At 62.4% G+C, this 13,639-nt stretch carries 11 protein-coding genes; 4 read left to right on the forward strand and 7 right to left on the reverse strand.

The window, feature by feature from the left end; all coding sequences use genetic code 11:
- Window positions 1-193: 193 nt before the first annotated feature.
- Entirely contained in the window at window positions 194-763 is a 570-nt protein-coding gene (locus AADA15_RS09790) for a TetR/AcrR family transcriptional regulator (protein ID WP_341641382.1), read from the reverse strand.
- Window positions 764-859: 96 nt separating this feature from the next.
- Between AADA15_RS09790 and AADA15_RS09795 the strand changes: the two genes are divergently transcribed.
- The 3 genes from AADA15_RS09795 to AADA15_RS09805 all read left to right on the forward strand — a co-directional run bounded on the left by AADA15_RS09795 (window position 860) and on the right by AADA15_RS09805 (window position 4,435).
- The gene (locus AADA15_RS09795; protein ID WP_341641383.1) at window positions 860-1,324 is read left to right on the forward strand and encodes a (2Fe-2S)-binding protein; all 465 of its coding nucleotides are present in this window, start codon (window positions 860-862) and stop codon (window positions 1,322-1,324) included.
- 3 nt (window positions 1,325-1,327) lie between these two features.
- Window positions 1,328-3,568 carry a xanthine dehydrogenase family protein molybdopterin-binding subunit gene (locus AADA15_RS09800; protein ID WP_341641384.1) on the forward strand — a complete coding sequence of 747 codons (2,241 nt, stop codon included), beginning with the start codon at window positions 1,328-1,330 and terminating at the stop codon, window positions 3,566-3,568.
- Between the two features lie 165 nt (window positions 3,569-3,733).
- Window positions 3,734-4,435: a transglycosylase domain-containing protein gene (locus AADA15_RS09805; protein WP_341641385.1), complete on the forward strand. Its 702-nt coding sequence runs from the start codon at window positions 3,734-3,736 to the stop codon at window positions 4,433-4,435.
- Between the two features lie 116 nt (window positions 4,436-4,551).
- Here AADA15_RS09805 and AADA15_RS09810 read toward each other — a convergent pair whose 3' ends face one another.
- The 6 genes from AADA15_RS09810 to AADA15_RS09835 all read right to left on the reverse strand — a co-directional run bounded on the left by AADA15_RS09810 (window position 4,552) and on the right by AADA15_RS09835 (window position 10,636).
- Complete coding sequence (locus AADA15_RS09810; RefSeq protein WP_341641386.1) at window positions 4,552-5,331, reverse strand: gamma-glutamyl-gamma-aminobutyrate hydrolase family protein; 780 nt, start codon at window positions 5,329-5,331, stop codon at window positions 4,552-4,554.
- Window positions 5,332-5,538: 207 nt separating this feature from the next.
- On the reverse strand, window positions 5,539-5,964 hold the full coding sequence (locus AADA15_RS09815) for a GlcG/HbpS family heme-binding protein (protein ID WP_341641387.1): 426 nt from the start codon (window positions 5,962-5,964) through the stop codon (window positions 5,539-5,541).
- Between the two features lie 85 nt (window positions 5,965-6,049).
- Window positions 6,050-8,182, reverse strand: coding sequence for a malate synthase G (locus AADA15_RS09820; protein ID WP_341641388.1), 2,133 nt, complete (start codon window positions 8,180-8,182; stop codon window positions 6,050-6,052).
- A gap of 109 nt (window positions 8,183-8,291) precedes the next feature.
- Window positions 8,292-8,456 (reverse strand): DUF2256 domain-containing protein, encoded by a 165-nt coding sequence (locus tag AADA15_RS09825; protein WP_341641389.1) that lies wholly within the window; start codon window positions 8,454-8,456, stop codon window positions 8,292-8,294.
- A complete protein-coding gene (locus tag AADA15_RS09830) occupies window positions 8,456-9,964 on the reverse strand; it encodes an FAD-binding domain-containing protein (RefSeq protein WP_341641390.1) in 1,509 nt (502 codons plus the stop codon). The genes AADA15_RS09825 and AADA15_RS09830 overlap by 1 nt, the downstream gene beginning before the upstream one ends.
- Before the next feature lie 45 nt (window positions 9,965-10,009).
- Window positions 10,010-10,636 (reverse strand): VPLPA-CTERM sorting domain-containing protein, encoded by a 627-nt coding sequence (locus AADA15_RS09835; RefSeq protein WP_341641391.1) that lies wholly within the window; start codon window positions 10,634-10,636, stop codon window positions 10,010-10,012.
- A 196-nt stretch (window positions 10,637-10,832) separates the two neighbouring features.
- Between AADA15_RS09835 and pepN the strand changes: the two genes are divergently transcribed.
- The gene (gene pepN, locus AADA15_RS09840) at window positions 10,833-13,385 is read left to right on the forward strand and encodes an aminopeptidase N (RefSeq protein WP_341641392.1); all 2,553 of its coding nucleotides are present in this window, start codon (window positions 10,833-10,835) and stop codon (window positions 13,383-13,385) included.
- Window positions 13,386-13,639: the final 254 nt, after the last annotated feature.

Below are 13,639 nucleotides of genomic sequence, written 5' to 3' on the forward strand. Positions count from 1 at the left end.
ATCTGTCCGCTGCCCCAGCCCGCCCCCGCGGCGGTGGGGTGTGCCGCCCCCCTCGGCGCTGGGGCCCCGGCGCCGCGCCTTTGGCGCGGCGCCGGGCCCAAGACTGCAAGCGGGCTCTGCCACAGGCGGGGCATGCTTCAGGCGCGGGAGCACCCGCCCCTTCCCCTTCCACAAGCCACTGACGCCAAAGACCCTAAGCTTGCAGGGCGCGCGCCAATAGAACAGCCAATTGCGCCACCTTTGTCCGATAGGTTTCATAATCCTCCGAGGTATGCTTGATGCCCTTGAGCGCCGCGCAGATGACCCCGGCAATTTCTTCGGCCTCACCGATTCCTTCCGGCAAAACCCGCATCTCCAACCACTGTGCATAGACACCGGCCAGAGCCGCCTCGCCTTCCTGGATCGCCTCCGGCGCGACGCTCAGGCTGGCCTCGAACAGCTCCATGCCATGCGCCGACGACATCATGGTCTCCATCGTCGCCCCCCCGTGTTCCGCAAAGGCCCGCCCGAAACGATCGACCAAGGCCCCTTCTCGCTCCAGCGCAGCATGAACGTCTTCGACCGCTTGCGCATAATAGGCCTCAACCAATGCGGTAAAGATCGCCTCCTTGTTGCGAAAATGCAGATAAACCGCCGGGCGGGACATTCCCGCGCCCCGCGCTATGTCGTCCATTGACGTCTTGCGAAACCCGTAGGCCGAAAAGGCCTGCCAGGCGGATTGCAAAATGGTCTGGGCTTTGGGGTCGGAAGCAAATCGAAGCATATCGAATCAACTGACACTATCGATCAAATTTGTCAATTGACACGCTGACACAAAAGGCCCATTTTGTCAGAGCATCCACAACCGAAGGTGAGCCCCATGCCAACCACGCTCAGGATCAATGGAACAGACCACGAGGTCGACCTGCCGCAGGACGTCCCCCTGCTCTGGGTCTTGCGTGACGAGATCGGCCTCACCGGCACCAAGTTCGGCTGCGGCGTTGCGGCCTGCGGGGCCTGCACCGTACACATTGACGGGGTCGCGACCCGCTCCTGCCAGGTGGCGCTTGGCGATGTCTGGGGGGAGGTGACCACCATCGAAGGCGTCGGCACCCCCGATGCCATGGCCGCGATCCAGCAGGCCTGGGTCGATCACCAGGTCGCCCAATGTGGCTATTGCCAGTCGGGACAGATCATGCAGGCCGCCAGCCTTCTGACCGAGAACCCCGCCCCCAGCGACGATGACATCGACTTTGCCATGCAGGGCAACCTCTGCCGCTGTGGCACCTACCCGCGCATGCGCGCCGCGATCCACGCGGCCGCCAAGATGATGCAGGAGGCATAACCCATGGCCAGCATCGGAAAAATCGCCCGCCGCAGCTTCCTGATCGGCTCTGCCGCCATCCTGGGCGGGGTGGCCTTTGGCACCTACAAATACCACCAGCCCGCGCCGAATCCCCTGTCTCCGGACGAGGGACAGGCAGCGCTCAACCCCTTTGTCATGGTGGATCAGTCCGGCGTCACGCTGGTTGCGCCGCGCGCCGAGATGGGTCAAGGCGTGGAAACCTCCTGGGTGGCCCTCATCGCCGAAGAGCTGGACGTGCGCCCCGAGGCGGTCAAGGTCATCCACGGCCCCGCCGCCAAGGCGTATTACAACAGCGCCATGATGGCCGAGGCCCTGCCGGGGCGTGGCTATGACGCCAGCAACTTCCAGCACTCGTTGGGGCAGATCGTCGGCCATATGTCCAAGTTTCTGGACCTGCAAGTGACCGGCGGCTCCTCCTCGATGAAAGACGGGTTCGAACGGATGCGGATGGCCGGCGCCACCGCGCGCGAAACCCTGAAAGAGGCCGCCGCGCAGCGCCTTGGCACCTCTCGGGCGCTGCTGAGCACCGAGGACGGCCATGTGATCGCCCTGGACGGCAGCCGGATCGCCTATACCGATCTGGCGGTCGAGGCCGCCGGGCTTGAGCCGCAAGAGGCCGAGCTGCGCCCCGCCTCCCAATGGAAATACGTCGGCAAGGACATGCCGCGCCTTGATATGGTGGCCAAGGCCACGGGCACTGCGGGCTTTGGCGTCGATGTGCGCCTTGAGGGCATGAAATTCGCCGCCATCCGGCAAAGCCCGCATTTCGGTGTCGGCAAGACTTCCTTTGATGCCAGTGCAGCAGAAACCATGCCGGGCGTGGAAAAGGTGCTGGATCTCGGGGATGCCGTGGCGGTGGTCGCGACCAACACCTGGCTGGCCCAGAAGGCCGTGGATGCGATCGACATCGCCTGGGAGGCCGCCCCCTATCCCGAAACCACCGATGCCGTCTTTGCCGAGATCGAAAAGGCCTTTGACAAAAGCCCAAACTCGACCCTGCGCGACGATGGCGATGTCGACAGCCTCCCCGAGGGCGCCGAGGTGATTGAGGCCGAATACCGCCTGCCCTATCTGGCCCATGCCACGATGGAGCCGATGAACGCCACCGCGCTTTACACCGGCGATGCATTGCAAGTTTGGGCCCCCAACCAGGGGCCGACGGTGGTACAGAAATCGGCAGCGGAGATCGCGGGCCTGCCGAAAGAGGCGGTCGAGGTCCACACCACATACCTCGGCGGCGGCTTTGGTCGCAGGATCGAGGTGGACTATGCCAATCGCGCGGTTCAGGTGGCCATGCAGATGCGCGGCACGCCCGTGCAGCTGACCTGGAGCCGCGAAGAAGACATGACCCATGACTTCTACCGCCCCGGCGCAATTGCCCGCTACCGCGCGGCGGTGAAGGACGGCAAGGCCGTGATGGTCCACGGTAAGATCGCTGCCCAGTCCACCACGGTGGAGGGCGCGGGCCGCATGCTGGGCCTGCCCATGTCGGGCCCGGACAAGGGCCATGTGGATGCGGCCTTCAACCAGCCGCTGGCGATCCCGAATTTCCGCGTCGAGGGCTATCTGGTGAAGCCGATGATCCCCGTTGGCTTCTGGCGCTCGGTCGCGGCGTCTTTCAACGGTTTCTTCTCGGATACCATCCTGGATGAGATGGCCCACGCTGCGGGCCGCGATCCGCTGGAGTTCCGGCTGGAGCTGGCCCGCGCCGAGTGGGAGCCAGCGGCACAGGTGCTGGAAAAGGTCCGCGATATGTCCGGCTGGACTGGCCAGACGCCGGATGGCGTGGGGCGCGGTGTGGCGCTGGCCTATAGTTTCGGCACCCCCGTGGCCGAGGTGATCGAGGTGGTGGACGAGGACGGTCAGATCCGCATCAACAAGGCCTGGATCGCCGCCGACATCGGCCTGGCCGTTGATCCCCGCAACGTGGAAGCGCAGCTGTTCAGCGGCCTCGCCTATGGTCTGTCAGCGGCCTGTTTCGGAGAGATCACCTTCGCAGGCGGCGCGGTGGAGCAGCAGAACTTCCCCGATTACGAGGCGATGCGCATGCATACCATGCCAGCGGTCGAGGTCGCGGTTCTGCAAAATCAGACCCACATGGGCGGCGCGGGTGAGCCCGGCACGCCCCCGGCAGCCCCGGCACTGGCCAATGCGCTGTTCGACATCACCGGCAAACGCGCCCGCAGCCTGCCCTTGATGCACGAGTTCGACCTGTTGGTTTGATCCAGCGTGGCAAGAGTTGAAAAACGAGCCCGCCGCTGACGCGGCGGGCTTTTTTTGTTTGCCAGCCTGATTGGTCTGCTATGCGGACAAAGCGGGCTTTCGTTGGGCTGCTTCAATGGCGGCTTTCTGGGTTTGGCCAAGTGACAGATTAATGAAGTCTATGGTTTGGCTCGCAAGTCGATTCTTTTTACCATAGCCTGTGGCCAACTTTATCTGACGGACTTCCCTGTGCGCGCATTTTTACACTTATTTCCTGGTATTTTTATGATCATCGTAGCGGCGTCGGCTGCCAGAGGCGAGAACACGGCGTCAGAGCTTCCAAGCCCCGATCGCATACGCGAGCTCTATCACGAAGCGGCGACCAATTGGCCGATGATACCGCGCACAGCGCTAGTGGCTTTTGTCGCGGCGGAGGATCGCCGTTTCTTCGAAAAGCCACCACAGAACTCGACCATCACGCAACAGATTGGAAGTTGGTATCTGCTACCAGGGACAGGGAGACTCCAAAGGATAGCGCTTTCATTTGTGATTGGTGAAGCGCTCACACATGATGAGGTTCTAAATTGGTATGTGAACCAGATTTTCCTAGGGCAAACCTGCTTTGGTCTTCCTAGCGCAGCGATGGCTTACTTTGGAAAACCTGTTGAAGGTTTGAGACTTGAGGAAATCGCTTACCTAGCAGCACTGCCCAAAGCCCCTGTGCATTTTCATCCTGTGAGGTCCTACGACCGAGCTGTTGAGCGCAGAAATTTCGTGCTATCAGAAATGTTGAAAGGAGGGTTCATATCAGAACATGAAGCTGAAAGCGCCATCAAGACGGCCCTAGTTGTAATTCAACCTCTGGCACGCTGCGAACCCGAAGAATAGCTGACGTTCGCTCTCTGCGCAGCATCGGTCAATATGGGCTCAAAGCGGACCAGCGCGATTGGGAGGGGATATTTCGCTTTCCCTCTCCCCCACGTTCGACTGAGACGAGCCCCCGATCAGGCTGACTTCTGCAACGGGCTTGCGCGGCGGCAATCGGCCCAGTCGCGCACGGCTTCGCCGAAGGCCAGGAACAGCGGGCGTGAGACCGGATCGTTAGCGGCGTCCCATTCCGGGTGCCATTGCACGGCCATGGTAAAGCCGGGCGCGTCCTTGACGTAGATCGCCTCGGGTGTGCCGTCGGGGGCGTGGCCGTCGATCACGATCCGCGCGCCGGGGTGTTTGATCCCCTGCCCGTGCAACGTGTTGGTCATCACCTCATCGGCACCGAACAGGCGGTGGAACACCCCGCCGGTGGTCAGTTTCACCGAATGGCGCAGGGCGAATTTCTCCTCCAGTGTGCCATCGGGAGGCATGCGGTGGTTCATCCGGCCAGGCAGATCGCGGATTTCGGGATAAAGCGTGCCGCCCATGGCCACGTTCACCTCCTGAAAGCCGCGGCAGATGCCGAGGAAGGGCTGGCCACGTTCGACGCAGGCGCGCACCAACGGCAGGGCGATAGCGTCGCGGGCACGGTCAAAGGCGCCGTGGGCCTCGGTCTCTTCCTCGCCGTATTCATGGGGGTGCACATTGGGGCGCCCGCCGGTCAGGAGGAAGCCGTCAAATGTCTCAAGCAGCTCCTCCACCGACACGAACCGTGGATCCGATGGGATCAGCAGTGGCATGCAGCCCGAAACTTCGGCCACCGCCTCGGAGTTCATCGTCCCGCCCGCATGGGCCGGATACTGATCGTTGATCAGATAGGAATTGCCGATAATGCCTACTTTGGGCCGCGCCATGATCTACTCGCGTCTTGTTGAATTGACGTGAGCGTAGCGGCGGTGCGCAGCGCATTCAACTCGACAGCATGGCGCAGGCGCCTGTTCAGCCTCGCACAGCGCGCATAGCGGTGAATCTTAAGGCATTCATGCTAGCCACTCCGCAAAGACATGGCCCGCACGCAGGCTGCGCACGGGCCGTTCTTTCACTTGTTGGGCAGGGATTGATCAGGCCTCGCCCACCAGGCCCACAGCCTCGATCCCGGCAAGGGCGGCGGCGGCGTCGTTGTCCGAGGTGTCGCCCGTCACGCCAACGGCGCCCAGCACGGTGCCCTTTTTGTCGCGGAGCAGAACGCCGCCGGGCACTGGAATGACCTGACCACCATAGACGCCATTCACGGCGGCCATGAAATAGGCCTGCTGCTCGGCGCGGGCCATCTGGGCGCTGCCGGACATGCCCAGCATCACCGCGCCATAGGCCTTGCCGTGGGCAATGGCAAAACGCCCCGGTGCGGCGCCGTCTTCGCGTTCGAAGGCCTGAACGTGGCCGCCCGCATCCAGCACCACCACCGACAGGGGTTTGAGGTCCATCTCGCGGCCCTTTTCCAGAGCCTTGCGAATGATGGTGCGCGCGCGTCGAAGTGAGATCGTCATCACTGGGTTCCTTCCGTATAATTATGTCTGTCTGGTTCCACCAAAGAAAAGGACCGCAAGCGGGGTGCGGTCCTTCCATATCTGATTATCCGGCTGCCTTCAGTTCCAGGCGGCGGGCATGGAGCACCGGCTCAGTATAGCCGGAGGGCTGGATGCGGCCCTTGAAGACCAGATCGCAGGCGGCCTGGAAGGCGATGCCGTCAAATCCGGGGGCCATCGGGCGATAGGCGGGATCGCCCGCGTTCTGCCCGTCCACCACGGCGGCCATCTTCTGCATCGCGGCCATGACCTGCTCTTCGGAGACGACGCCATGGTGCAACCAGTTGGCCAGCGCTTGGCTGGAAATCCGGCAGGTGGCACGGTCTTCCATCAGGCCCACATCGTTGATGTCCGGCACCTTGGAGCAGCCGACACCCTGATCGACCCAGCGCACCACATAGCCAAGGATACCTTGTGCGTTGTTCTCGATCTCGTTGGCGATTTCAACATCCGACAGGTTCTGCCCTTCCATCACCGGGATGGTCAGCAGGTCCGCAAGGCTGCCACGGGCGCCGCCTGCCTTCAGTTCATCCTGACGTGCGAGCACATCGACCTTGTGGTAGTGCGTTGCGTGCAGGGTTGCGGCGGTGGGCGATGGCACCCAGGCGCAGGTCGCACCCGATTTCGGATGGCCGATCTTGGCCTCCAGCATCTCGCCCATACGGTCGGGCATGGCCCACATGCCCTTGCCGATCTGCGCGCGCCCTTTGAGACCGCAGGCGAGACCGATATCGACGTTGCGATCCTCGTAGGAGGCAATCCAGGGGGTCGATTTCATCTCGCCCTTACGCAGCATCGGCCCAGCTTCCATCGAGGTGTGGATCTCGTCGCCTGTGCGATCCAGGAAGCCCGTGTTGATAAAGGCCACCCGCGATTTGGCGGCGCGGATGCATTCCTTGAGGTTCGCGGAGGTGCGGCGCTCTTCATCCATGATACCGATCTTGACGGTGTTGCGCGGCAGGCCCAGCGCGTCTTCGACGTGATCGAAGATGCGCACCGCAAAGGCGACCTCTTCGGGGCCGTGCATCTTGGGCTTCACCACATAGACGGATCCGTGCAGGGAATTGCCGCCGGTCGATTTGAGGTCATGCATGGCGATCAGCACAGTGATCATCGCATCAAGGAAGCCTTCGCCCGCCTCGCGGCCTTCGCTGTCGAGCACAGCCGGGTTGGTCATGAGATGGCCAACGTTGCGGATCAGCAGGAGCGACCGCCCTTTCAGGGTCGCGGCCTCGCCTGCGGCAGTGGTGTAAGAGATGTCATCGTTCAGAACGCGGGTGAAGGTCTGCCCACCCTTGCTGACCTCTTCGGCCAGATCGCGTTTCATCAGACCCAGCCAGTTGGAATAGGCCTGCACCTTGTCCGCCGCGTCCACGCAGGCGACAGAGTCCTCGCAGTCCATGATGGTGGACAGGGCTGATTCCAGCGTGATGTCGTTGATGCCCGCCTGGTCGTCCTTGCCGATGTTGCCGGTGGCGTCGATTTCGACGATGGCGTGAAGACCGTTGTTCTTGAGGAAGACGCGAGACGGAGCAGAAGCCTCGCCCGCGTAGCCCGCGAACTGGCCAGCATCTTTCAGAGCCGGGACAAGTGCCCCGTCGGAAACCGACACCCCATCGATGTCTGCCCAGGAGCCTGAGGCCAGCGGGAAGGTCTCATCAAGGAAAGCCCGCCCCCAGGCAATCACCCGTGCGCCGCGCGCCGCGTCATAACCGCCACCGGCAGGCAGGTCGCCCATGGCATCGGTGCCGTAAAGCGCATCGTACAAGGACCCCCAGCGGGCATTTGCGGCATTGAGGGCAAAGCGTGCGTTGGTGATCGGCACCACCAGCTGCGGACCCGGCGTATGGGCGATCTCAGGGTCGACATTTTCGGTCTCAACCTCAAAGTCATCGCCCTCGGGCACAAGGTAGCCGATCTCTTTCAGGAAGGCGGTATAGGCTTCGGCATCATGCGGCTGGCCGCGACGCTCGATATGCCAGGCATCGATCCGCCCCTGGATCTCTTCGCGTTTGGCCAGAAGGGCGCGGTTCTCGTCCCCCATGCCGTTGACCAGACCGGACAGCCCCCCCCAAAAGGCATCCGCGCTTACGCCCGTTCCCGGCAAAGCCTTGGTTTCGATGAAGTCAGCCAGCTCGGATGCGACCTGCATCCCGTGAATGTCTTTCCTGTCGGCCATGCGCTCTTTCTCCTCCAAGGTCATCCGTGGTTGTTTCTCCGATACAGGAAAAGTTTCCTATCGGCAACAAGGGTGGTAAATTTTTCTGACCAATTCATCAGAGACTGTTTCAAATCTTCTTTGCAGATCCTGCCTTGGCCGTGGCGCGGCAGCGCGTCGAGCAATAGATCACCTGCTCCCAATCGCGCGCCCACTTGCGTCGCCAGCTGAATGGCCGGGAGCAGATCGGGCAGATCTTGCTGGGCAGATCGGATTTCTTGCGCATGCGGGCCATCAGAAATCAAAACTCATCTGGGCAGAAGCTTTGGCTGCGCCTTTGCCTCGCTTGTGGCGACTGGAAGGTGGTTTTCGGCTGGCGTGTTTCTGGACGATGCGCTGTGCAACGGGGCGGAACCCCTCGGCTCTGCGTACGTCCCAGACCGCATCACGGGCCGTGCGCGCCGCGGCTTGCACATCAACGATGGGTTCAGGGTAACTGCGGCCCAGCAGCTGCCCCGCGCCCTCCCACTTCCACGGCTCCTGAAGGAAGCGATCCGGCACCCCGGCCAGTTCTGGCAGCCAGGTGCGCGTGAAGGCTCCGGTCGGGTCCTGATCCAGCCCCTGCTTTACCGGGTTATAGATGCGGATCGTGTTCATCCCCGTGGTACCAGACTGCATCTGCACCTGGCTCCAGTGAATGCCCGGCTCATAGTCGGTGAACATGCGCGCCAGATGTTGCCCGGTCCTGCGCCAATCGAGCCACAGATGATAGGAGGCCACGGACATAACCATAGCCCGCATGCGAAAGTTCAGCCAGCCGTTCGCCCTGAGCGAGCGCATGCAGGCATCGACAAAGGGCATTCCTGTCTCGCCCGCTTGCCAGGCCTTCAGTCGTATCGCATCCGGCTCCACTGGCCGCAGTCCCTCGTAGGCAGGATGCAGGCAATGACGCTCAATATCCGGCTGATCTTCCAGCTTTTGAATGAAGTGATCGCGCCAGGCCAGACGCGCCTGAAACGACTTGAGCGAGCCGGACCAACCACCGTTGCGCTCTTTGGATTGCTGATTTCGCGTCGCCTGCACCGCCTCGCGGACAGAAAGCGTGCCGAACGCCAGATGCGGGGAAAGGCGCGAGCAGGCCTGAGCGCCCTCCAGCGGCGAGGACATGGCGCGCCGGTAGTGCTGGCCGCGATGTTCCAGAAAACTCATCAGGCGCTCACGGCCCGCGCGGCGTCCACCCGCCTGGACCGAGCGGATCCCATCCGCGTTCAGGCCCAGGTCCGTGGCCTTTGGCATGGGGGCACGCGTCACTGCCACAGCCCTGATGCGGTCTGGCGCGGGCAAGCGCGGCTGTGTCATGACATCGTCCCGTGCCGACTGCCAGCCGCTGCGCCCTGCAAGACGGCGCACGACCCCGCACTGGGGAATTTCGATCCAGGGCACCCCCCGACCGCGCGCCCAGGCCGCCACACGTTTGTCGCGTTCGTAGGTCCAGCCGTTGCCGGTTTCCTCGTGGCTGACCAGACGCAGACATCGGTACCGCTCTGCCAACTCATCCAGCACCGCAACCGCATCGCCAGTCCGTATTGCCAGATCGGCACCGCGTTGCAGCAGTGACAGACGCAGATCCCGCAGGCTTTCCTCGAGAAAACGATACTGGCGAAAGGAGGCATCCGGCTGTTGCCAGAGATCCGGCTCGACGATGTAGAGGCAAAGCACGGGATCCCCAAACGAGATCACCCGGTCCAGTGCCGGGTGATCGTCAACTCGCAGGTCGCGCTTGAACCACAGGATCGATGTCATGCGACATCAGATAAGCGCCGCACGAGGATAGTCAAAAGCTGCCTGTCAGGCGCGTTTGCGCCGCCATGCGGCAAACCCGCCAAGCGCCCCCAGAAGCAGCAGGCCAGAGGCCGGGATCGGCACGGGCGCGGCATCAAAGGTCACCTCGCTCAGCATGATCCAGCTGCTGTTCTGAGCGAAGATATCAAAGACCAGGCTGTTTGTGGGCGCCACCGAAGCAAGATTGATCGTATGCGCAATCGGGGCGCTGCCGCCCGGGTCGGTCACGTAGGACAAGAAGCTGTCGTTCACTTCCAGTTTCTGAGGTGTCCGGACCCCGCCGGCCCCATTGGAGTCATCAAAATGGAAGGTGACGCTGGTGAAATCCCACATCTGATTGAAGAAGAACTCGATCCGGGGCGAAATGTTGGACCATCCCACATAGGGCGCGGGCGTATTGAACCAGTTCTGGGTTGCGATAATGCCGTCGGTCAGGTCCCCGACGCCGCCGCTGAGTGGCGCAAGACTGGTCGTCGTCGGCGCACCCGGCGCATTATAGCTGTCGTCCCAATATGTATAGCTTCCGGTCTGCCCATTCTGCATGGAATAGCTGACCGGGCTGACGGAGGCCGCGCTGACGGCTGCACCGGACAAACACAGCGCAGCGGCGGCAAAGATGGCAGTCTTTGACATTGTAATCACCTTTCGTGAATCAATAAGCAGACAATTCTATTAAACAGTATTGACACCCTTGGCTCCAAAGAGATTCGCAAGAACTCCCGTCATACTTGCGATGTTTCCGCAAACACCCCCTTCAATTCCACCTACGCGTGTACCTCTGGTCACCCGGCACCTTCCTCGCTAACTGATAGGGCAAAGGAGACATGCAATGCACGACAGCGCCCCAAAGATGTTTTACCTCAAGGATTATGCTCCCTTCCCTTTCACGGTTGAAAGTGTCGAACTGACCTTCAAGCTGGCGCCCGGCGCGACGCGCGTGCTGAGCAAGATCCGCTTTGCTCCGCGTCCGGGCGCCGCAACAGGCAAGCTGTTCCTGCACGGGGAAGAGCTGAAACTGATCCGCGCCGCAATCGATGGCAGCGAGGTGACGCCCACCCTGACGGCGGAAGGCCTCACCTGCGATGTGCCAGACAGCCCCTTTACCTGGGAAGCCGAGGTCGAGATCGACCCGCAAGGCAACACCGCGCTCGAGGGGCTATACATGTCGAACGGCATGTATTGCACCCAATGCGAGGCCGAAGGCTTCCGCAAGATCACCTATTACCCCGACCGCCCAGACGTGATGTCCACCTTCAAGGTACGCATCGAAGGCGACGAGCCGGTGAAGCTTTCGAACGGGAATCCCACGGCCAGCGGCGCGGGCTGGGCCGAATGGCATGATCCATGGCCCAAACCTGCCTATCTGTTTGCTCTGGTGGCCGGCGATCTGGTGAACCATCCCGACAGCTTCACCACCAAATCCGGCAAGGAGGTCGAACTGAACATCTGGGTGCGCCCCGGCGACGAGGGAAAATGCGCCTTCGGCATGGAGGCACTGAAGAAGTCGATGAAGTGGGACGAAGATGTCTACGGGCGCGAATATGACCTCGACATCTTCAACATCGTGGCCGTGGATGATTTCAACATGGGCGCGATGGAGAACAAGGGCCTCAACATTTTCAACTCCTCCTGCGTACTGGCCTCGCCCGACACCTCTACCGACGCCAATTACGAGCGGATCGAGGCGATCATCGCCCATGAGTATTTCCACAACTGGACCGGAAATCGGATTACCTGCCGCGACTGGTTCCAGCTGTGCCTGAAAGAAGGCCTGACCGTTTTCCGCGATGCGCAGTTCACTTCGGACATGCGCTCGGCCCCGGTGAAACGGATTTCGGATGTGATCGACCTGCGCGCGCGCCAGTTCCCCGAGGATGGCGGCCCGCTTGCCCATCCGCCGCGCCCCGAGGAGTTCCAGGAGATCAACAACTTTTACACCGCCACCGTCTACGAAAAGGGTGCCGAGGTGATCGGCATGCTGAAACGGCTGGTGGGGGATGAAGGCTATTCAAAGGCGCTGGATCTCTACTTTGACCGTCACGATGGGCAGGCCTGCACGATTGAGGATTGGCTCAAGGTGTTCGAGGACGCGACGGGCCGGGATCTTTCTCAGTTCAAGCTCTGGTACAGCCAGGCGGGCACCCCGCGCCTGAGCGTCGAAGAAAGCTACGCAGACGGCACCTACACGCTGACCTTTGAACAGAAGATCGCGCCCACTCCCGGTCAGCCCGACAAGGCGCCCCGCGTGATCCCGATCGCGGTTGGCCTTCTGGGGCCCAATGGAGATGAGGTGCTGCCCACGCAGGTTCTGGAGATGACCGAAGGCAAGCAGAGCTTTTCCTTCGAAGGGCTATCGGCCAAACCCGTGCCCTCGATCCTGCGGGAATTCTCCGCTCCGGTGATCCTTGAGCGCGAGACCACGAATGCCGAACGCGCCTTTATGCTGGCCCATGACACCGATCCCTTCAACCGATGGGAAGCGGGCAATGCCCTCGCCCGCGAGGCGCGGGTTGCCATGATCCTGGACGGGGCCGCGCCGGATGCGGATTACCTCGATGCGCTGCAGAAACTCTTGCGTGACGACGATCTGGACCCGGCCTTCCGGGCGCTGGTTCTGTCGCCGCCCAGCCAGTCGGACATTGCCCAGACCCTGTTCGAGCGCGGCCATGTGCCCGATCCGCAAAAGATCTACGACGCGGCAGAAACCTTTGCGCAGACCCTCGCCGAACTGCTGGCAGATACGCTGCCCCGCCTTTATGCTGCGACCACGGTCGACGGCGCCTACAGCCCCGATGCCACCAGCACCGGCAAGCGGGATCTCAATGGCCGTATCCTGTCCCTGCTCACGCGTCTCGACGGCGGGCAGCAGGCCGCGCGCCAGTATGAGGCCGCCGACAACATGACCCAGCAATACAGCGCCCTCGCCTGCCTGTTGAAGGCAGAAAAGGGCGCGGCGCAGACGCAGGCCTTCTACGCGCAATGGAAAGACGACCGGCTGGTGATGGACAAATGGTTCGCCCTGCAGATAGCCACAGCCACCCCCGAAGCCGCCGCCAAGGTCGCAAAGGATCTGACCGAGCACGCGCTGTTCACGCTGAAGAACCCCAACCGGTTCCGCGCCGTCATGGGCGCGCTGGCGGGCAACCATGCGGGTTTCCATCACGCATCCGGCGCGGGTTATCGCCTTTTGGCCGAGAACCTTATTGCGCTGGACAGTCTCAACCCCCAGACCACCGCCCGCATGTGTGCCGCCTTCCAGACCTGGAAGCGCTATGACACGGACAGACAGGACCTGATCCGTACCGAGCTGCAGCGGATCGCCGGTACTGCGGGGCTGAGCCGCGACACCACCGAGATGGTCAGCCGGATCCTGGATGCCTGACAGGGACGGCCCCGGCGCTAGCCGCGGGCCTGCCTGCGAAAGACCATTCACGTTCGCAGGCAGGCGCGCTCCATCGGGCTGGGGCTTGCCGTGGCGGCCCGGCTCCCGGTGCTGATCCCGGTGCGGACCATCCCTGTCCTGTTCGCACAGCCCGCCCTCTGGATCCTAGCCCGTCTTGCCCATCCCACGCTGCCCGGTCTTTTGGAGCCGGGCAGGACGCCCCGGTCCGGGCTGGACCTGACGTCAGATGAAAT

The sequence above is a fragment of the Phycobacter sedimenti genome, from assembly GCF_038148855.1.
Classification (GTDB): Bacteria; Pseudomonadota; Alphaproteobacteria; order Rhodobacterales; family Rhodobacteraceae; genus Phycobacter; species Phycobacter sedimenti.